The sequence below is a fragment of the Caulobacter sp. genome (assembly GCF_965279145.1).
Classification (GTDB): Bacteria; Pseudomonadota; Alphaproteobacteria; order Caulobacterales; family Caulobacteraceae; genus Caulobacter.
In genome coordinates this window covers 2,417,910-2,438,022 of sequence record NZ_OZ257139.1, presented here as the reverse complement: position 1 = coordinate 2,438,022, position 20,113 = coordinate 2,417,910, and the positions used below count along the sequence as shown (strand labels likewise).

General features: G+C 68.3%; 19 protein-coding genes. 13 read left to right on the top strand and 6 right to left on the bottom strand.

Going from position 1 to position 20,113, the window contains the following annotated elements; genetic code table 11:
* Positions 1–176 precede the first annotated feature (176 nt).
* The 4 genes from carB to ACQY9P_RS11545 all read left to right on the top strand — a co-directional run bounded on the left by carB (position 177) and on the right by ACQY9P_RS11545 (position 4,700).
* Positions 177–3,470, top strand: coding sequence for a carbamoyl-phosphate synthase large subunit (gene carB, locus ACQY9P_RS11560; protein ID WP_421739116.1), 3,294 nt, complete (start codon positions 177–179; stop codon positions 3,468–3,470).
* 113 nt (positions 3,471–3,583) lie between these two features.
* The gene (locus tag ACQY9P_RS11555; RefSeq protein WP_421739117.1) at positions 3,584–3,880 is read left to right on the top strand and encodes a nucleotidyltransferase family protein; all 297 of its coding nucleotides are present in this window, start codon (positions 3,584–3,586) and stop codon (positions 3,878–3,880) included.
* Entirely contained in the window at positions 3,870–4,220 is a 351-nt protein-coding gene (locus ACQY9P_RS11550) for a DUF86 domain-containing protein (RefSeq protein WP_421739118.1), read from the top strand. The genes ACQY9P_RS11555 and ACQY9P_RS11550 overlap by 11 nt, the downstream gene beginning before the upstream one ends.
* Positions 4,221–4,265: 45 nt before the next feature.
* The gene (locus tag ACQY9P_RS11545; protein WP_421739119.1) at positions 4,266–4,700 is read left to right on the top strand and encodes a hypothetical protein; all 435 of its coding nucleotides are present in this window, start codon (positions 4,266–4,268) and stop codon (positions 4,698–4,700) included.
* Here ACQY9P_RS11545 and ACQY9P_RS11540 read toward each other — a convergent pair.
* The 3 genes from ACQY9P_RS11540 to ACQY9P_RS11530 form a co-directional block, all read right to left on the bottom strand.
* Positions 4,697–4,918 carry an alkylphosphonate utilization protein gene (locus ACQY9P_RS11540; RefSeq protein WP_056440777.1) on the bottom strand — a complete coding sequence of 74 codons (222 nt, stop codon included), beginning with the start codon at positions 4,916–4,918 and terminating at the stop codon, positions 4,697–4,699. The two genes, ACQY9P_RS11545 and ACQY9P_RS11540, sit on opposite strands and share 4 nt — an antisense overlap.
* 100 nt (positions 4,919–5,018) lie before the next feature.
* Positions 5,019–5,936: a site-specific tyrosine recombinase XerD gene (locus ACQY9P_RS11535; protein ID WP_421739120.1), complete on the bottom strand. Its 918-nt coding sequence runs from the start codon at positions 5,934–5,936 to the stop codon at positions 5,019–5,021.
* Entirely contained in the window at positions 5,933–7,414 is a 1,482-nt protein-coding gene (locus ACQY9P_RS11530; RefSeq protein WP_421739121.1) for a hypothetical protein, read from the bottom strand. Before ACQY9P_RS11530 ends, ACQY9P_RS11535 begins: the two co-directional genes overlap by 4 nt.
* 90 nt (positions 7,415–7,504) lie before the next feature.
* On the opposite strand from ACQY9P_RS11530, the gene ACQY9P_RS11525 reads away from it, so the two are divergent.
* The 7 genes from ACQY9P_RS11525 to ACQY9P_RS11495 all read left to right on the top strand — a co-directional run bounded on the left by ACQY9P_RS11525 (position 7,505) and on the right by ACQY9P_RS11495 (position 17,203).
* A complete protein-coding gene (locus tag ACQY9P_RS11525) occupies positions 7,505–8,074 on the top strand; it encodes a shikimate kinase (protein ID WP_421739122.1) in 570 nt (189 codons plus the stop codon).
* Positions 8,071–9,183, top strand: a complete 1,113-nt coding sequence (gene aroB / locus ACQY9P_RS11520; protein WP_421739123.1) for a 3-dehydroquinate synthase — start codon at positions 8,071–8,073, stop codon at positions 9,181–9,183. The genes ACQY9P_RS11525 and aroB overlap by 4 nt, the downstream gene beginning before the upstream one ends.
* A gap of 526 nt (positions 9,184–9,709) precedes the next feature.
* Positions 9,710–10,138 (top strand): GreA/GreB family elongation factor, encoded by a 429-nt coding sequence (locus tag ACQY9P_RS11515; RefSeq protein ID WP_421739124.1) that lies wholly within the window; start codon positions 9,710–9,712, stop codon positions 10,136–10,138.
* Between the two features lie 9 nt (positions 10,139–10,147).
* Positions 10,148–11,434, top strand: a complete 1,287-nt coding sequence (locus tag ACQY9P_RS11510) for an HlyC/CorC family transporter (protein ID WP_421739125.1) — start codon at positions 10,148–10,150, stop codon at positions 11,432–11,434.
* A 91-nt stretch (positions 11,435–11,525) separates the two neighbouring features.
* The gene (locus tag ACQY9P_RS11505; protein WP_421739126.1) at positions 11,526–13,124 is read left to right on the top strand and encodes a sensor histidine kinase; all 1,599 of its coding nucleotides are present in this window, start codon (positions 11,526–11,528) and stop codon (positions 13,122–13,124) included.
* Positions 13,125–13,126: 2 nt separating this feature from the next.
* Positions 13,127–13,495, top strand: coding sequence for a response regulator (locus tag ACQY9P_RS11500; protein WP_421739127.1), 369 nt, complete (start codon positions 13,127–13,129; stop codon positions 13,493–13,495).
* A gap of 429 nt (positions 13,496–13,924) precedes the next feature.
* Positions 13,925–17,203, top strand: a complete 3,279-nt coding sequence (locus ACQY9P_RS11495) for a TonB-dependent receptor domain-containing protein (RefSeq protein WP_428150053.1) — start codon at positions 13,925–13,927, stop codon at positions 17,201–17,203.
* 132 nt (positions 17,204–17,335) lie between these two features.
* Here ACQY9P_RS11495 and cdd read toward each other — a convergent pair whose 3' ends face one another.
* Both cdd and ACQY9P_RS11485 read right to left on the bottom strand, forming a co-directional pair.
* Positions 17,336–17,761: a cytidine deaminase gene (gene cdd, locus ACQY9P_RS11490; RefSeq protein WP_421739128.1), complete on the bottom strand. Its 426-nt coding sequence runs from the start codon at positions 17,759–17,761 to the stop codon at positions 17,336–17,338.
* A gap of 122 nt (positions 17,762–17,883) precedes the next feature.
* Complete coding sequence (locus ACQY9P_RS11485; RefSeq protein WP_421739129.1) at positions 17,884–18,156, bottom strand: BolA family protein; 273 nt, start codon at positions 18,154–18,156, stop codon at positions 17,884–17,886.
* A 58-nt stretch (positions 18,157–18,214) separates the two neighbouring features.
* On the opposite strand from ACQY9P_RS11485, the gene ACQY9P_RS11480 reads away from it, so the two are divergent.
* Complete coding sequence (locus tag ACQY9P_RS11480; RefSeq protein WP_421739130.1) at positions 18,215–18,865, top strand: J domain-containing protein; 651 nt, start codon at positions 18,215–18,217, stop codon at positions 18,863–18,865.
* Between the two features lie 84 nt (positions 18,866–18,949).
* Positions 18,950–19,390: a hypothetical protein gene (locus ACQY9P_RS11475; RefSeq protein WP_421739131.1), complete on the top strand. Its 441-nt coding sequence runs from the start codon at positions 18,950–18,952 to the stop codon at positions 19,388–19,390.
* Here ACQY9P_RS11475 and ACQY9P_RS11470 read toward each other — a convergent pair.
* Positions 19,387–20,106 (bottom strand): phosphatase PAP2 family protein, encoded by a 720-nt coding sequence (locus ACQY9P_RS11470; protein WP_421739132.1) that lies wholly within the window; start codon positions 20,104–20,106, stop codon positions 19,387–19,389. The two genes, ACQY9P_RS11475 and ACQY9P_RS11470, sit on opposite strands and share 4 nt — an antisense overlap.
* Between the last annotated feature and the right edge of the window lie 7 nt (positions 20,107–20,113).

The window sequence follows — 20,113 nt, the reverse complement described above, 5'->3', positions numbered from 1 at the left end:
GTTGCATCTATTTGTTACACGCATATCAAGCCTCTTCATACGGGAAAACTAGGCGTCTCGCTTCCGGGGTTGCGCGTATCCGACTCCGTCTCTAAACGGGCGACTTAACCTGCAAGATGGTCGGCAGCGGGCGCGCGGATGTGCGCGACCGTGTCTCTGCGCGCGAGTTTTCTCCTATGCCCAAAAGAACAGACCTCTCCTCGATCCTGATCATCGGCGCCGGCCCGATCGTCATCGGCCAGGCGTGCGAGTTCGACTATTCGGGCGTCCAGGCCTGCAAGGCGCTGCGCGCCGAGGGCTACCGGATCATTCTGGTGAACTCCAACCCCGCCACGATCATGACCGACCCGGACGTGGCCGACGCGACCTATATCGAGCCGATCACCCCGGAGATGGTCGCCAAGATCATCGAGAAGGAGCGCCCCGACGCGCTGCTCCCCACCATGGGCGGCCAGACCGCGCTGAACACCGCCCTGGCGCTGGAAGCCGACGGCACCCTGGCCAAGTACGGCGTCGAGATGATCGGGGCCAAGGCCGAGGTCATCGACAAGGCCGAGGACCGCCAGAAGTTCCGCGACGCCATGGACAAGCTGGGCCTTGAGAGCCCCAAGTCCAAGGCCGCCCACAACATGGACGAGGCCCGCGAAGGCCTGGCCTTCGTCGGCCTGCCCGCGATCATCCGCCCCAGCTTCACCCTGGCCGGCACCGGCGGCGGCATCGCCTATAACCTCGAGGAATTCGAGGAGATCGTGCTGCGGGGCCTGGACCTGTCGCCCACCACCGAGGTGCTGATCGAAGAGAGCGTGCTCGGCTGGAAAGAGTACGAGATGGAGGTCGTGCGCGACACGGCCGACAACTGCATCATCGTCTGCTCGATCGAGAACATCGACCCGATGGGCGTCCACACCGGCGACTCCATCACCGTCGCCCCGGCCCTGACCCTGACGGACAAGGAATATCAGTGGATGCGCGCGGCCTCGATCGCCGTGCTGCGCGAGATCGGCGTCGAGACCGGCGGCTCCAACGTCCAGTTCGCCCTCAATCCCGCTGACGGCCGCATGGTCGTGATCGAGATGAACCCGCGCGTGTCGCGCTCCTCGGCCCTGGCGTCCAAGGCTACCGGCTTCCCGATCGCCAAGGTCGCCGCCCGCCTGGCCGTCGGCTACACTCTGGACGAGCTGAAGAACGACATCACCGGCGGCGCGACCCCGGCCTCGTTCGAGCCCAGCATCGACTACGTCGTCACCAAGATCCCGCGCTTCGCCTTCGAGAAGTATCCGGGCAGCGAGCCGCACCTGACCACCGCCATGAAGTCGGTCGGCGAGGTGATGGCCATCGGCCGCACCTTCAAGGAAAGCGTCCAGAAGGCCCTGCGCGGTCTGGAAACCGGCCTGACCGGCTTCGACGAGATCGAGATCCACGGCGCCGATGATCCGGACGCCGGCAAGGCCGCCGTGATCCGCGCCCTGGGCATGCCCACCCCCGACCGCATCCGCGTCATCGCCCAGGCCTTCCGCCACGGCCTGACCGTGGAAGAAGTCAACGCCGCCTGTTCCTACGAGCCCTGGTTCCTGCGCCAGATCGCCGAGCTGGTCCGCCAGGAAGGCTGGATCCGCGCCGGCGGTCTGCCGACCGACGCGCAAGGCTTCCGCGCCCTGAAGGCGCAGGGCTTCTCCGACGCCCGTCTGGCCCACCTGGCCGGCTCCACCGAAAAGGCCGTCCGCAAGGCACGCCAGGATCTGAACGTGCGCCCGGTGTTCAAGCGCATCGACAGCTGCGCCGGCGAGTTCGCCGCCACCACGCCCTACATGTATTCCACCTACGAGACCGGCGCCCTGGGCCAGGTTCCCGAGTGCGAGAGCGCGCCCAGCAACCGCAAGAAGGCGGTGATCCTGGGCGGCGGTCCCAACCGGATCGGCCAGGGCATCGAGTTCGACTACTGCTGCTGCCACGCGGCGTTTGCTCTCGACGCCATCGGCATCGAGTCGATCATGGTCAACTGCAACCCCGAGACCGTCTCGACCGACTACGACACCTCCGACCGCCTGTATTTCGAGCCGCTGACGGCCGAGGACGTGCTGGAGCTGCTGCATGTCGAGATGAGCAACGGGACCCTGGCCGGCGTCATCGTCCAGTTCGGTGGCCAGACCCCGCTGAAGCTGGCCCACGCGCTTGAAGAGGCCGGCGTGCCGATCCTGGGCACCAGCCCCGACGCCATCGACCTGGCCGAAGACCGCGAGCGCTTCCAGCAGCTGCTGGACGGCCTGAAGATCGCCCAGCCCGAAAACGCCATCGCCCGCACCTGGGACGAGGCCCGCGCGGCGGCCGAGACCATCGGCTTCCCGTTCGTGATGCGTCCGTCCTACGTGCTGGGTGGCCGGGGCATGGAGATCATCCGCGATCACGAGCAGCTGGAACGCTATATCAGCGACGCCGGCGACATCTCGATCGAGCACCCGATCCTGCTGGACCACTATCTGAGCCGCGCCACCGAGGTGGACGTCGACGCCCTGTGCGACGGGACCGACGTGTTCGTGGCCGGCGTGCTGGAGCACATCGAGGAAGCCGGCGTCCACTCGGGCGACAGCGCCTGCTCGATGCCGCCCTTCTCGCTGAGCGCCGAGACCGTCGAGGAACTGAAGCGCCAGACCGTCAAGATGGCCCTGGCCCTCAATGTGCGCGGCCTGATGAACGTGCAGTTCGCCATCGAGGAGCCGCACTCCGAGAACCCGCGCATCTATGTGCTGGAAGTGAACCCCCGCGCCTCGCGCACCGTGCCGTTCGTGGCCAAGACCATCGGCCAGCCGGTGGCCGCCATCGCCGCCAAGATCATGGCCGGCGAGACGCTCAAGAGCTTTGGCCTGGTCGACAAGCCCTACGACCATATCGCGGTCAAGGAAGCGGTCTTCCCGTTCGCCCGCTTCGCCGGGGTCGACACCATCCTGGGCCCGGAAATGCGTTCGACCGGCGAGGTCATGGGCCTGGACTGGAAGCGCGAGGGCGAGGCCGACATGTCGCTGGCCTTCGCCCGCGCCTTCGCCAAGAGCCAGCTGGGCGGCGGCGTCACCCTGCCGCTGGAAGGCACGGCCTTTGTCTCGGTCAAGGAAAGCGACCGCCCCTGGATCGTCGAGCCAGTCCGCCTGCTGCAGGCCGCCGGCTTCAAGGTGATCTCCACCGTCGGCACGCGCGGCTATCTGGCCGAACAGGGCGTCGAGGTCGAGCTGGTCAAGAAGGTGCTGGAAGGCCGCCCGCACATCGTCGACGTGATGAAGAACGGCGGCGTGCAGTTGGTGTTCAACACCACCGAGGGCAAGCAGGCGCTGGAAGACAGCTTCGAGATCCGCCGCACGGCCCTGATGATGAAGGTGCCCTACTACACCACCAGCGCTGGCGCTCTGGCGGCGGCTCAAGCCATCGCCACGGCCCCCGCCGCCGCGCTGGAAGTGCGGCCGCTGCAGAGCTACCAGTAGAGGTTATCCACAGGGTCGCGCAGCAGGTCCTCTCCTTTCAGGGGGAGGACCTGTCGCACCCGGCAGACGCGGCCGATTGTGACGGGCGGGCGCATTTCTGCTAGCCTTCGCCCATGACCCGCGACCAAGCCCTTCAGATCCTGAAGCGCCACGAGGCCGAACTGCGTCAGCAGGGCGTGACACGCGCCGCCCTGTTCGGCTCGGTGGCTCGCGACGAGGCTTACCCCGGCAGTGACATCGACGTGATGGTCGAGTTCGCTCCCGATGCGGCCATCAGCGTCTGGGCCTATGCGCGCTTGAAAGACCTGATCCAGGATTTCTTCGGCGAGCGCGTGGATGTGGTCAGCCGCAACGGCCTCAACCGCCACATCCGCCCCACCGTCGAGCGGGAAGCGCTCTATGCCTTCTAGGACCGAGGCGGTCCTGCTGCATATCCGGGACAATATCGCCTTCGCCCGTCAGATCGTCGGCGAGCGATCGGCCGTCGACTTCGAGCATGACCGGATCGCGTTCTACGCCGCCACGCGCTGCCTTGAGATCATTTCCGAAGCTTGCCGCCGCCTGCCCGAAGGCTTGACCGCGCGCCATCCGACGATCGACTGGCGCAGCATAAGGGCGGCCGGAAACATCTACCGTCATGAGTATGAGGGCGTCGAAGAGCGGATCGTCTGGACGACTGTCCGTGACTTTCTGGGCGATCTGGACGCCGCGATCACGACGGAACTCGTCCGTCTGGAGCAGGAACTCTAGACCGCCTGTCTTGAGCTTGGCGCCGCCGACACGCTAACCTTGGCCATGCCCTCTACCGCCCCCTACACCGACGCCGAAGTCGCCGCCCTCGCCGAGGGTCTGCTGGATCATTCGCTGCCCAAGGCGCGGTGGACCCATGCGGCGCATCTGGCCGCCACCCTGCGGCTGGTCCGCACCCGCGACGCGGGGCTGGAGCGCGACATGCCGGGGATCATCCAGACCTACAACGTCGCCGTCGGCGGGGTGAACGACGACCACAACGGCTATCACGAGACCATCACCCAGGCGTACCTCACGGCCATCCGCGCCTTCGCCGCGACCCTGCCGGCCGGGATGGGCGACGGCGAGGCCGCCGCGCGGCTGCTGGCCACGCCGATGGGCGACAAGGCCTGGCCCCTGACCTTCTGGTCACGCGAGCGACTGTTCAGCGTGCAGGCCCGGCGCGGCTGGGTGGAGCCGGACTTGAAACCCCTAGACTAGGCCTTCTTGACGAACTCGACGCGCAGCACCAGGCCGCGCACCTTCTCGACATTGGCCTCGATCTCGTCGGTGTCGCCGGTCAGTCGGATGTTCTTGACCAGGGTGCCGCGCTTCAGGGTGACGCCGCCCGAGCCCTTGACCTTGAGATCCTTGATCAGGGTCACGTTGTCGCCGTCGGCGAGGATCGTGCCGTTGCTGTCGCGGGTTTCGTCCGACATGGGAAAGGTCCTTGAAGGGGGCGGACCGCTCCGGGCGAAGTCCACACATTTATCAGGGGCTTCCTAGAGAGGCTCGGCCGCGCGCGCAAGACTGGCCCCGCTATTCCTGGCTCTTGCGCCCCAGCGGATGCTTCGACCTGACCACCTGAACCAGGTGATCCCCGGCCACATGGGTATAGATCTGGGTGGTGCCGATATCGGCGTGGCCCAGCAGGGTCTGGATCACCCGCAGGTCGGCGCCGCCCTCCAGCAGGTGGGTGGCGAAGGCGTGACGCAGGACGTGGGGGCTGACCTTCTGGCGGTCGATGCCGGCGGCGATGGCGGCGTCTTCCAGCAGTTGCGACACCCGCCGCCCGGTCAGGCGACCGGCCGCCGAGCGCGATGGAAACAGCCAGGGGCTGTCCTTCTGGCCCTTTGGCAGAAATTGCGGCCTTACCTCCAAATAAGCCTTCACCGCCGTGCGCGCCGGCGCGTTCAGGGGGGCCAGCCGCTCCTTGCCACCCTTGCCCTTGACCATCAGATAGGCCGGGTCGCGGGCCAGGGCGTTCAGCGGCAGGGCCAGCAGCTCGGAGATCCGCAGGCCCGAGGCGTAGAGCAGCTCGATCATGCAGGCCAGGCGCAGGCCCTGGCCGCCGTCCTTACCGGCCGCCGCCGCGATCAGGGCGTCGACCTCGCCCCGCGACAGCACCTTGGGCAGGGGCCGGCCGGCCTTGGGCGCGACCACGCGGCGGGACGGATCGTCGGTCCGCCAGCCCTCGCCAAGCACGAAGCGGTAGAACTGCCGCACGGCAGAGCGCCGGCGGTTGGCGGTGGCCGGCGACAGGCCCCGGGCGCTGAGGTCCTGGAAATAGGCCTCGATGGTCTCGGCCGTGGCGGAGGCCAGGTCATCGCCTGTGCGGGCCAGGAAGCCCCGGGCGTCTTCCAGGTCCTTGCCATAGGCGGTCAGGGTGTTGCGCGCGGCAGCCCGCTCGACGGCCATCATTTCCAGAAAGGCGTCGACCCAGCCGGCGGCGCTCATTTGGTCGGCAGGGTCAGGGCCAGCAGCCCCTCGACCACCACGGCGCGGGCGTCGGCCGCGAGACCGGCCCGGGCCAGGCCTTGGGCGATGCGGGCGCGGTCGACGGCGGAGGGTCCGGCCACGCCGGCCTCGGCGGCGATCGACAGGGCCAGCAGGGCCGCCTCGCCCTTGCGGTCGGCGGCGGCGTCCAGCAGGGCCAGGCGCGGGGCCGAGGCGGTGGGGCGGCCGACGTCGAAGGTCGCGAACTGGGCGCGCTCGTCGGGTCCCATCGCGCCGCCCAGCGACGCCAGCAGCAGGGCGGCGGCCTGGGCCGGAGACTTGGCTCCCCCCTGGGCGCCGCGATCGATCAGGCGGGCCAGGACTTGGCCGTCGGGCTTGCCCGAGGCGGCGCTGATCATGGCGTCCAGCAGGGCCAGGTCGGTGGCGGTGGCGCCGGGGATCTGGTCCTGCACCAGCCGCGAACGGATCGCCTGGGCGGTGGGCAGGTCGCCGGCCACAAGGGCGGCGCGGGCGAACAGGACCGGATCGCGCAGCGGCGCGTCGGCCCTGGCCAGGGCGGCGATCGAGGCGGCCGAAGCCTTGGCCGCGTCGATGAAGGCGACCAGCCCCTTGGCCTGGCGCAGGAAGGCCAGGTCCGAGGTCTCAGCGGCGGTCAGGTCCAGCCCGGCCGGCGGCGGCGGCGGGCCGGGCGGGGTGATCATCCTGCTGACGGCCGGCGAGGCCGTCGCGGCGGCGGCGGCGAGGTCCAGCCCCAGCTTGCGCGACAGGGCGTAGTTGATGCCGTTGCGCAGGTTGGCGGCGCCCGGCGGGGTTCCGGCCGCCACCGCGCTCATCAGCCGGACGTAGTCGGCGTCGCCGCCGCCGCCCTTCTGGGCCTGCTGCTGGGGGGCCTGCTGCTGGACCAGCGACAGGGTCAGTTGGGCGGCGTCGACCTGACCGGCGCGCGCCTGGCAGAAGGCCCGCAGCCGCAGCCAGTAGCCGGCGCCGCGATCCACGGTCAGGGCCTCGCCGATCCGGCAGGCCTTGTCGTCGTCGCCCTTGATCAGAGCCGCCTCGGCCGAGGCCAGCGACAGGGCGGCGTTGTTCGCCACGCCGGGCGCGCGGTCCAGCACGAGATCGGCGCCGGCGGCGTCGCCCAGGGCGATCAGGCCCAGGGCCCGGGCCGCGCCCATGTCGGGCTCGTTGCCGACCCCGACCGGGCCGTTGGCGCCGGTGGCCAGCACCTTGCGCGCCAGGTCGGCGAAGGCGGGCGACAGGGGTCTGGCCGCCAGCCGGGGCAGGACGTCGCGAGCGATGCCGGGGGCGGTGTCCTTCCACAGGTCGCCGCCCAGATCGGTGGGGCCGGCGGGCGTCGAGAACAGGTCCGGCGGCGCAAGGGACTGCACCTGCATCTGGGCCAGGGCCGGCGTGGCGGCGGCGACCAGCAGGGCGGCCAGCAGGGCCCCTTGGTGAAGGCCGGGACGACGGTGAGAACGCATGCGAGAGATCATGCTCCAGTTATGACCCAAACCCAGTTTCAGCGAAACTTGGCGCTGGGGCCAAGCCTCGTGTAAACCCGCGTCCGCATCATGACCGATCCGTCCGTTTCTCCGTATCAGGCCCTTCGCAACCGCACGATCGTGCTGGTGGGGTTGATGGGCGTGGGCAAGTCCAGCGTCGGACGCCGCCTGGCCCAGGCCCTGGACCTGCCGTTCCGCGACGCCGACAACGAGGTCGAGAGCGCGGCCGGCCGCTCGATCCCGGAGATCTTCGCCGAACTGGGCGAAGAGGCCTTCCGCGACGGCGAGCGGCGGGTGATCGCCCGCCTGCTGGAAGAGCCGCCGCACGTGCTGGCCACCGGCGGCGGGGCCTTCGTCAACGAAGAGACCCGCGCCCTGATCAACCAGCACGCCATCTCGGTTTGGCTGAAGGCCGATATCGAGCTGCTGGCCCGCCGCGTGGGCCGCAAGGACAACCGGCCGCTGCTGAAGAACAAGGACCCGTTCGAGGTCCTGACCCATCTGGCCGAGGTCCGCTACCCGGCCTATGCCCAGGCCCAGGTGCATGTCGAAACCGGCGATACGCCACACGCCGTGGCCGTGGACGCCGTGATCGCGGCCCTGCAGGCGCGCGTCGACCAGGAGTCCTTTACCCCATGATCCGCACCATAGCCGTGGGCCTGGCCGATCGCGCCTACGACGTCGTCATCGGCACGGGGCTGATTGACCGCGCCGGCGACCACATCGCGCCCCTGCTGAAGCGCAAGCGCACCGCCATCGTCACCGACTCCATCGTCGGCGAGCATCACGGCGAACGCCTCTCCGCCGCCCTGGAAAAGGCCGGCGTGGCGGTCGACATGATCGTGGTGCCCCCCGGCGAGGAGACCAAAAGCTTCGAGGGTCTGGCCGACCTGTCCGACCGCCTGCTGGCCCTGGGGCTGGAGCGCGGCGACATGATCATCGCGTTCGGCGGCGGGGTGGTCGGCGACCTGACCGGCTTCGCGGCGTCGATCTACAAGCGCGGCATCGACTTCATCCAGATCCCCACCACCCTGCTGGCCCAGGTCGACAGCTCGGTGGGCGGCAAGACCGCCATCGACACCCCGCGCGGCAAGAACCTGATCGGCGCCTTCCACCAGCCGCGCCTGGTGCTGGCCGATCTGGACGTGCTGGCCACCCTGCCCGCGCGCGAGCTGGCCTGCGGCTATGCCGAGATCATCAAGTACGGCCTGCTGGGCGACTTCGCCTTCTTCGAATGGCTGGAGGCCAACGTCGCCGCCGTGCTGGAGCGCGATGTCGACGCCCTGGTCCGCGCCGTGGGACGCAGCGTCGAGATGAAGGCCGAGATCGTCGCCGAGGACGAGAAGGAAGCCGGCCGCCGCGCCCTGCTGAACCTGGGCCACACCTTCGGCCACGCCATCGAGGCCGAGATGGGCTTTGGCGACGCGCTCAAGCACGGCGAGGCGGTTGGGGTCGGCATGGCCCAGGCCTTCCGCTTCTCGGCGCGCCAAGGGCTGTGCTCCGGCCAGGACGCCGTCCGCGCCGAAGCCGCCATCAAGGCCGCGGGTTTGCCCACCCGCATGAGCGATGTGCGGCCAGAGCCCTTCTCGGCCGACGCCCTGATCGCCCACTGCGGCCAGGACAAGAAGGCCGAAGGCGGGACGCTGACCTTCGTGCTGGCGCGTGGCATCGGCGATGCGTTCGTCGCCAAGGACGTCGACCGCGCGGCGCTTAGGGCGTTTCTGATTGAGGACGGGGCGGCGGGTTAGGGGCTTGAAGCTGGCCCTCCCAACGTCGGGGATGGGTGGTTGGCGGACAGGCCTTGCGTCCTTCGAGGCCCGCTGTGCGGGCGCCTCAGGATGAGGTGCTCTGTGCAGATTTCCTCATCCTGAGGTGCGAGCCGGCGGCGAGCCTCGAAGGACGCAGGACTCCGGCCGGACACCCCCCAGAGGGGGCATCTGGCGTCTGACTGGGGTCGAAAGCCGGCCCCACTTGAAACCAGCCTCCCCCCTCCCCATCTCTGCCTCACCAGAGGCGCACTGAACGCCGCTGGACGCCTGAACGCAGGCCTCTAGACCCCGATGCTGACAGCGTGCGGGGCGATGTTGAAAAGCCCCGCAACCTGTCTTCGCACCCCGAAAGCCCAAGCGGCTTGGCGGCGAGACAGCCGGGGCCTTCCCCAGGAGATCCGCGTCCGACGACGCTCGCGCCATACGGCGCGTCCCATCGAGCCCCCGCATGCGGCCTTGAGATCAAGGCGCCGGGAGAGGCTCAAATTCCCCCAAGAAAGCTACCATGACGACGACCACCCACACCCAAGCCCTGCCCACCGTCTATGTGACCGAGGCTGACCACGAGATCCTGTCCAACCTGGCCGAGGCGGTCGCCGACCGCGCCGCCGGCAGCCGCGTGCTGGCCGGCGAGATGGCCCGCGCGGTGATCGTCGATCCCGACCAGGCGCCGCGCCCCTTCGTCGGCATCGGCTCCACCGTCGAATACCAGGACCTGACCAGCGGCCAGGCTCGCCGCGTGCGCCTGAGCCTGCCGCGCGACGCCAGCATCGACGAGGGCCGCATCTCGGTGCTGACCCCCGTCGGCGCGGCGCTGATCGGCATGACCGCCGGCGAAACCTTCCACTGGACCGACAACGACGGCCGCCCGCGCGGCGTGCGGGTGGTGGCGATCGGCGGCCAGGCCTTCACCCCGAGCGCAACCCTGGCGTAGAACACCGCCATGATCGCCGCTCTCCTGGGCCTTGCCCCCATCGTCCTCGCCCTGCTGGCGATCTCGGCCCTGTTTTCGGCGGCCGAGACGTCGCTGACCGCCGCCTCCCGGGCGCGGATGCACCAGCTGGAGCGCGAGGGCGACAAGCCCGCCAAGCGGGTCAACAAGCTGCTCTCCGACCAGGAGACGATGATCGGCGCGGTGCTGCTGGGCAACAACCTGATCAACATCCTGGCCTCGGCCCTGACCACCCAGGTGCTGACCGCCGCCATTCCCGGCCCCTGGGGCGTGGCCGTCGCCACCGCCGTGATGACCGTGCTGGTGCTGGTGTTCGCCGAGGTGCTGCCCAAGACCCTGGCGATCCTGCGCTCGGATGACGTGGCGCGGTTCCTGTCGGGGCCGACCTTGCTGGTGGTGCGGCTGTTCGGGCCGATCATCTACGCCATCCAGTGGATCGTCCGCCGCACCCTGCGGCTGTTCGGCGTCAAGCTGGACATGGCCGTCGACGTGCTGGCCGCTCACGAAGAGATCCGCGGCGCGGTCGAGTACCACCACTCCGAAGGCCTGGTCGAAAGCGGCGACCGGCGGATGCTGGGCGGGGTGCTGGACCTGTCGGACATGGACGTCTCGGAGATCATGGTCCACCGCAAGTCGATGGTCATGTGCGACGCCGACCTGTCGGCCCGCGAGCTGGTCGCCGAGGCGCTGGAAGCCCAGCACACTCGAATTCCCCTGTATCGCGACAACCCCGACAACATCGTCGGCGTGCTGCACGCCCGCGACCTGCTGCGCGCCCTGGCCGAGTCGAAGGACGGCATCGACGCCCTCGACATCGCCGCCATCCTGCGCGAGCCGTGGTTCATTCCCGACACCACCAACCTGAAGGACCAGCTGAACGCCTTCCTCAAGCGCAAGAGCCACTTCGCCCTGGTCGTCGACGAATACGGCGCCCTGCAGGGCCTGGTGACGCTGGAGGACATCCTGGAGGAGATCGTCGGCGAGATCGACGACGAGCACGACACCAGCGTCGAGGGCGTGCGGCCCCAGGCCGACGGCTCGGTCAATGTGGACGGCCATGTCACCGTGCGCGACCTGAACCGCGCGATGGACTGGGACCTGCCGGAGGGCGAGGCTGTGACCATCGCCGGCCTGGTGATCCATGAGGCCCAGACGATTCCCGAGCCCGGCCAGACCTTCATCTTCCATCATCACCGCTTCCAGATCCTGCGGCGGCAAAGGAACCAGGTGACGGCGCTGCGGATCAGCGGCAGGTTGGACGAAAGCGCGAGTCGGTAGGGGGATCCGCGCCGGACAGGGCGCCCGGGAACCAAACCGCCGGTGGCCCGTTTTGGACTACCGGCTCAGGGGCGCCGGGCGGGAGGACTTGTTGAGCAACCTGGCTGGAACCGAGGTTCGCGCCGATGGGAGCGAACTGGAAGCACGGCTGGAGCGCATCCAGGCCGAGCTGGCCGATGAGGTCAACAAGTCCAAGACGCTGAGCCGGATCGCCGAGGCCGTCGCGGCCAGCATCGACATCGAAAGCGTGGTGCAGGTGGTCGTGGACGGCGCGCGCGAGCTGACCGGCGCGGCGTTCGGAGCGTTTTTCTACAACGTCATCGGCCCGGGCGACGAGTGCTACACGCTCTACACCCTGTCGGGCGCGCCGGCCGAAGCGTTCTCCGACTATCCCATGCCCCGCAAGACCGCGATCTTCGCCCCCACCTTCGACGGCGTCGGTCCGGTGCGGTCGGACGACATCACCCAGGATCCGCGTTACGGGCACAACCCGCCCCATACGGGCATGCCCACCGGCCACCTGCCCGTCCGCAGCTATCTGGCCACCCCGGTGGTCACGCGCGGCGGCGAGGTAATGGGGGGACTGTTCTTCGGCCATCCCGAGGCCGGCCGCTTCAGCGCCCGCGCCGAGACCCTGCTGGTGGGTCTGGCCGCCCAGGTGGCGGTGACGATCGAATCCCTGCGCGCCAACGAGTCGGCCCTGCGCGAGCTGGCCCAACGCCGGCACACCGAGGATCGCCTGAAGTTCGCCCTCGATTCCGGACGGCTGGGATCCTGGGAGCTGGACGTGGCCACCCGCGGCTATGAAGCCTCGGACATGTGCAAGGCCAACTATGGCCGGAAGCCCGATGAGGATTTCGGCTTCAACGACCTGATCGCCAGCGTGCATCCCGCCGACCGGCCGCGCATGACCACGGCGATCGAGGACGCCATCCGCGACGGCTCCAACTATGACATCGAATACCGGATCGTGACGCCTTCGGGCGAGACCCGCTGGGTTCACGCACGGGGCCGCGCCTCGCGGACCGGCGAGGGCGCGGTGCGCCGGATGGCCGGGGTGTCGCTGGACATCACCGCCCGCAAGCAGGCCGAGGAACGCCAGCGCCTGCTGGTCAACGAGCTGAACCACCGGGTGAAGAACAGCCTGGTCGCCGTGCAGTCGATCGCCGCCCAGACCCTGCGCACCGCCCTGACCCCGGAGCAGTTCCAGGACGCGTTCGAGTCGCGGATCATGGCCCTGTCCCAGACCCACGACCTGCTGACCCGCGAGAGCTGGGAAAGCGCCAGCCTGCGCGAGGTGTTCGACGTCGAGCTGCTGGCCCTGGGCGGCGATGACCGCGTGCGCTTCAGCTATCCGCGCGACGTCCGCCTCAGCCCCAAGGCCGTGGTCGCCATGGGCATGGCGATCCATGAACTGGCCACCAACGCCGCCAAGTACGGAGCCCTGTCCGCGCCCGGGGGGCGGCTGGAGGTCGAGTGGCGGATCGAGGCCGACCCGGACCCGACCCTGCGCCTGACCTGGACCGAGCGCGGCGGTCCACCTGTTTCCGTCCCGACACGACGCGGTTTCGGTGTCAGGCTCCTTGAAAAGGGACTGGCCGGCGAACTGTCGGGCGATGTCGCCCTAACTTATGATAGCCTCGGCCTCATCTGCCGCATGGGGCTTCCGATGCGAGCCCTGGAGCCTTGAACATGACCAGCCTGTCCAATCTGAAAGTCCTGGTTGTCGAGGACGAGGCCCTGGTCTCGATGCTGGTCGAGGACATGCTCAGCGATCTGGGGTGTTCGGTCGTGGGCCCGGCCGCCGAGATCGAGGAAGCCCTCCGCCTGGCCGGCAGCGCCGACATCGACGCGGCCCTGCTGGACGTGAACCTGGGCGGCCGGCCGATCTTCCCGGTGGCCGACGCCCTGAAGGCTCGCGGCGTGCCGTTCGCCTTCGCCAGCGGCTATGGCGAAGCGGGCCTCTCGGAGTCGCATCGCGGCGCGCTGGTGCTGCAAAAGCCTTTCCGCGAGGCCGACCTTCGTCGGGTTCTCGAGGAACTGGCCGCTCAAACGGCCTGAGGCCCTTCGTCGCGGCTTTCACTCGCCGAAAAGTTAGGCGCCGCGCGCCCTGATTGAGGCGCCAGCGTCGTTCCGGCGGCTCGCCGAGGCCGGATTTCATCGGCGTTTACCTAACGAAACCGGCCCATTTTTCGCGCCGGGCGCGACTCTTTACGTCGATCACTGTTCGGCGTGGGGCATGGTTTTCCCCCATTTACCCCCTTAGGGGTGCGGTCGATCTTGGCCAAATGAGGCAAGTTATTCCCGTATCGTCTCAGAGCCGCCGAAATCGTGACTTTTTTGTAACTACTCGTCATGATCCCGGCACAATTCAGCCATGTTCGCTTTTGGTGACGGCCAAAGCCTTTAACGTTGCAATTGAGGAATGGACCTCTCGCCCCAGCGCAGCACGCGTGCTGGGGCGTCTTTAGTTTTGAGGACAACGGAAACATGGCGTTGAAAACCAAGGTTCTCCTGGCGACTACGATGCTCGGGAGCTTCGCCCTGCTCGCCCCCACAGTGACCCTGGCCCAGACGGCCCCCGCGGCCAGCGCCGCCGACTCCGTCGAAGAAGTCGTGGTCACCGGTTCGCGCATCCGCCGCGACCCGACCAATTCGCCGACACCGCTGATCCAGGTTTCGCGCGACGACGTCGTGACGACCGGTCAAGCCAGCGTGATCGACGTGCTCGCCGACATCCCCGCCCTGTCGGGCTCGCTGGTGCCGGAAGACACCACCGGTTCGGGCCTGAACGACGGCGGCCTGTCGCTGCTGAACCTGCGCGACCTGGGCACCGCCCGCACCCTGACCCTGGTCGACGGTCGTCGCCATGTCGGTTCGACCGGCGGCGGTCTCTCGGTCGACGTCGACACCATTCCGCGCCTGCTGATCCAGAACGTCGAAGTCATCACCGGCGCGAACTCGGCCCTGTACGGCGCCGACGCCGTCTCGGGCGTTGTCAACTTCGTGCTGCGTCGCGACTTTGAAGGCCTCGAAGTCGACGGCACGCTGGCCCAGATCAACCAGAGCTCCAAGGTCGGTGGCGACCTGAACCGCCGCTTCTCGGTCCTGGCCGGCAAGAACTTCTTCGACGGCCGCCTGAACGTGTATGCGACGGGCGAATACGAAAAGAACGACGAAGTCCTGGATACCGACGTCGACTGGCGCAAGCGGGCGTTCGTCCTGCTGAACCGGGACACCGACGTTTCCAACAGCCAGCCCGACGGCGTTTTCGACAACATCCTGCTGCGCGACGTCCGCACCCTGTCGATCGGCCCGGCCGGCGGCATCACCGTGCTGGCCACCCAGACCCGTCCGTCGTCCAACCCGAACGACCCGGACATCCCCTTCCAGTCGTGCCCGACCGGCAGCGCCGCGTCCGCGATGAGCGCCAACTGCTTCTCGCCCGAGCCGTTCAACTCGTTCATCTATGACAGCACCGGCGCCGCCCGTGCGCCGAGCTTCGGCACCTATCGCGACGAAAACGGCTTCACCCGCGTCAGCAACGTCGGCGGCGACGGCCTGAACCCGAACACCGACTTCAGCCAGTCGAGCCGTCTGCCCCGTTCGGAAAACTATCGCTTCCAGAGCGGCATCAACTTCGACCTGACCGAGAACGTCCAGCTGTTCGGCGAAGCCAAGTACGTCAAGGAAAAGACCTACGACGGCAGCCAGGCGACGTTCTTCGACATCGGCATCCTGCAACTGGCCCCCAACGCCGTCGGCGGCCTGTTCGGCACCAGCTCGTTCAACATCGGCCTGGACAACGCCTACCTGCCCAGCAACGTGCGCAACGCCATCCTGGCCAACACCCGCACGCCGATCACCTCCTACAGCACGACGACGGGCGTCGCCGTCAACGGCGCCACCGTGTCGGACGTTCGCGCCCGCCACAGCCTGTTTGGTCCCGCGCGGACCCAGCAGAACGACAAGGAAATGAAGCGCTTCGTGGTCGGCCTGCGCGGCAGCCGTGACGACTTCAGCTTCATCCACAACCTGTCGTACGAGCTGGGCTACACCTACGGCCAGCTGGAAAACAAGAACTTCGAGCGCGGCGTCGATGTGGTGCGCTTCAAGAACTCGGTCGACGCCGTCGTCGACGCCGCCGGCGTCGTCAATGGCAAGCCGGGCGAAGTCGTCTGCCGCGTCAAGCTGCTGAACGCCCAGGGCGTGGCGGTTCCCGACCAGAACCGCGGCGGCAACTACGCCGCCGGCACCGACGCCTTCAAGGAAGTCAGCGGCTGCGTCGCCTCGCGCGTCTTTGGCCCGAACGGCTACTCGCAGGCCGCTCAGGACTACTTCCTGGCCGAGATCAACGTCCAGGAGAAGAACCAGCAACAAGACGCCCTGGGCTATGTCTCGGGCGAGCTGTTCGACTTCTGGGGCGCGGGCCGCATCGGTCTGGCCCTCGGCGCGGAATGGCGCAAGGAAACCACCCAGGCCATCGGCCGCTCGGCCTCGACCGGCGACCGCTTCCTGTTCCTGAACACCGGACCGGACTTCGCCAAGGTCTCCTACGAGACCAAGGAATACTTCGGCGAGCTGAACGTGCCGATCCTGTCGGACGTCTTCCTGGCCAAGAAGCTGGAAGTCGGCGGCGCCTTCCGCCGGTCGGAATACACCACCGTTGGCAAGATCGACACGTACAACTTCAACATGTTGTGGCGTCCGATCGAGGACATCATGTTCCGCGCCACGTCGGGTAAGTCCGTCCGCGCGCCGACCCTGGCCGAAACCTATCGTCCGGCCACGCAGACCTTCGCGACGATCACCGATCCTTGCGACACCCGCGTGATCACCAACCTGACCGACGCCAAGGTTCAGGCCAACCGCACGGCCAACTGCCAGGCCCTGGGCATCCCCACGGGCACCAACATCATCTATACCAGCAGCGTCCAGGGCAAGAACGCGGGCAACCCGTTCCTGAAGCCCGAGAAGTCGTTCTCGCTGACGGCGTCGGTGGTTGTCACCCCGCGCTTCTGGCCGAACTCGACCTTCGTCGTCGACTACTATGAAATCGACATCAAGGACGTGATCGCGTCGGTCACCGCTCAAACGGCGGCCAACCAGTGCGTGAGCGGCTCCACCCTCAACGCCGCCGCCTGCGCCACCGTGACCCGCATCGGCGCCACGGCGTCGGGCACCACCCCGGCGTACGGCCTGGTCGACTTCATCCAGGGCTCGATCAACTACGCCGCCTATACCAACCGCGGCATCGACTTCCAGTATCTCTACAACACCGATGTCGAGAAGATCATCGGCCTGGACTGGGGTCGCCTGAACTACAAGCTGAGCGGCAACTACCTGTTCGAGCAGCACGACTTCACCAACATCAGCAACCCGAACGAACACATCGACAACGAAACGGGTCTGGGCCTGCCCCGCCTGCGCTTCTCGTCGAAGGTGACCTGGCTGGTGAACGACAAGCTGAGCATCTCGTGGAACGCCGACTGGCAGGCCTCGCAATGGCTGGCCAACGGCACCCGTCCGTATGACGCCGACGACATGAAGGTCGATCCGGACAACCGCGAGACGCGCTACTACAGCACCCCGGCCTTCGTGCAGCACGACTTCACCGTGCAGTACTCGCCCAAGGAGCACCTGATCATGCGCGCTGGCGTCGTCAACGCGTTCGACGAAGAGCCCGCTCCCTGGCTGGGCAACACCTCGTCGGACAACTTCGACCTCTTCGGTCGCCGCTTCTTCGTCGGCTTCAACTACAAGATGTAAGCCGACGCGAAAGCGTCAGACATGGGAAAGGGGCGGTCTTCGGACCGCCCCTTTTTCTTTGTCTGGAGGGTTCTCTGACACGACTTGCCCCCTCCGCGCCGTCGGCGCGGTCGGCAGGGGCCAGGGCTCTGGCTAGTCCAGATCGCGAGGCCCGAAGCTCTCCGGCAGCAGGTCCCGGAACGCCACCCGCCGGGTGGGCAGGCCATCCTGCACCGAGACGATCTCGCAGGTCTCCGACGCGAACTCTGCGATGCGCTGGCGACAGGCCCCGCAGGGCTGGACCACGGCGTTGGAGCCGGCGGCGATCAGCACCCGGCTGATTCGCCGCGCGCCGGCCGTGACCATGGCCCCGATCGCCGTCTGCTCGGCGCACGTGCCCGAGGGATAGGCGGCGTTCTCGACATTGACGCCCAGATGCACCCCGCCCTCCTCGTCGATCACGGCGGCGGCGACGGTGAAGCCGGAATAGCGGGCATAGGCCCGCGACAGCAGCGCCGGCAGGGCGGCGGCGGCCTGGGTTTCAACGGAATCGGTGGTGCTGGTCGTCTGGGCGCTCATGCCATCCTCACGGGTTCGAAAGCCGGGAAGGCTCCCCCGGCGAGCCCGTCTGGAGGGTTTGGCCGGGGAGCGAGGCAATCAGTCGCGGGGCGCTGGCGCAAGCCCCATCATCGCGAAAAAGCTCAGCTTTCGCCGGGCGCCGTCGCGATGATCGACAGGGCGTGCACGGGGCCCGCCAGTTCCTCGGAAAGCACCTGGTGCACCATGCGCTGGCGCGCCACCCGGCCCTTGCCCGCAAAGGCCTGGGCCTCGATCACGAGGTTGAAATGGCTCTCGCCGGCGCCGGTGTGACCGGCATGGCCGTGATGGCGGTCGCTGTCATCCGTCAGGTCCAGCCTGGAGGGTGAAAAAGCCGCTTCGAGCTTGCTTCGAATGGTGTCTGATATGGTGCCCATGTCGCTCTCTCGCATGTCAATCCTTGAACGGAAATAGCTCGCGCTTACTCTAGGGCTCATGAGCGCTGACTTTGAATACCGCCCCAAGTTTTTCGACATCCGCGTCCGGCCGCCCAAGGCCGGGGAGAGCGCGCAGCCTGACGTGCTGGGCCTTAAGCCGGGCGAGAAGCGTTGCGACCATCCGGAGTGCCGCCTGCCCGGTTCGGCCAAGTGCCCCAAGGCGCGCAACATGCCCAACGAGCACTACTGGTTCTGCCAGAAGCACGCGGCCGAATATAACAAGAACTGGAACTTCTTCGCCGGCATGAACGAAGCCCAGATCCGCGCCGAGCAGGAGACCGAGAAGGTCACCGGCGGCCGGCCCACCTGGAGCTTCAAGGCCGACAGCCGCTCGCGCGAGGCCGCCGCCATGGCCGCCCGCGACGCGCGCCACATCGCCGACCCGTTCGGCCTGTTCCGGGCCCAGCAGCGCAAGGCCGAAGCCGACCGCATGGCCGGCGAGCGCCACCTGGGCAAGCTGGAGCGCGTGGCCCTGGCGGACCTGGATCTGGACGCCACCGCCGACGGCGCGGCGATTCGCGCCCGCTACAAGGAACTGCTCAAGCGCTGCCACCCCGACTCCAACGGCGGCGACCGCAGCGCCGAGCACAAGCTGCAGCGCGTGATCAAGGCCTACAAGACGCTTCAGAAGGCCGGCGCCACCAAGTAGGGACCCCGGGTCTTGCGGCGGCTCGCGGCTGCCGCCATGCTCCCCCCGCGCCCGCGGGGAGGGCGCGAGGGACACAGCCTGACGATGACCGATCGCGATCCGCAGGATCCGTGCCTGGACAGCGCGCCGACGCCGGTGACGCCGACGCCCTTTGGCATACCGTGGAGCATCTGGTTCTGGGGAACCCTGATCTCGGCCGCCGGCGCGACCTTCGCCGTCGCGCCGATCCACGCCGCCCGCGTGCTGCGCGCGGATCTGGATCCGGTCGCCGAGCCCTGGGCGCGGATGTTCGGCCTGATGCTGATCGCCTACTCCCTGGCCTATCACGTGGCCGGCTGGACCGGCGCGCGCACCTACATGCGGGCTTCCGTGGTTCTGCGCCTGTGCTCGCCGCTGGCGATCGGGGCCCTGGTGTTGGCCGGCGCCCTGCCCAAAAGCTGGATGGTCATTGGCGTGGCCGACGCCGCCGGCGCCCTGTGGACCTCGGCTGAACTGGCCTGGCGGCCCAAGGCCAAGACGGCCTAGCGCGCCCGCCACCGCGTCCAGGCGAACGCCCCCAGCCAGCAGGCCATCGCCCACGCCGCGCCCACGCACCAGCCTGCCAGAACATCGCTGGCCCAGTGAACGCCCAGATAGATCCGGGTGAAGCCCACCAGCAGCGACAGGAAGACCGCCGCCCCCAGGGCCAGGGCCTTGAGCCGCCTGCGGTCGGTGAAGCGCGCGGCCAGGGCCCCCAGGGTCAGGAACACCACGGCCGACATCATCGCGTGGCCCGAGGGGAAGCTGGCGTTGACCGCCTCGACCGCCCGATAGGCCATGTCCGGCCGCTCGCGGCTGAACAGCGCCTTCAGGCCCTGGCTGATGGTCACCCCGCCGCCCGCCCCGATCAGCAGCATCAGGCCCTCGCTCCAGCGGCGCAGGCAGGCCAGCACCGCGAAGGCCAGCAGGATCAGCAGGCTGAGCACCGCCAGCGACCCCAGCGAGGTGATGTCGATCGCCGCCACGTGCAGCCAGTCGGGCCCCACCAGCTCATGGGGTCGCCCCGGCTGGCGCAGGGCGTCGAGGATGGCCAGGTCGATGGCCCGGGTTTCGCCCTCGGCCACCTCGTCGGCGATCGACAGAAAGGCCATGCCGCCCAGGGCCAGGATCAGCAGGGCGGCGGTCGCGCCCACCTCCCGCCGGGCGGCGCCCAGCAGGGCCGGCAGGTCTCGGCGGAGATCGGGAACAGACGGAAGCTTCATCCTGCCT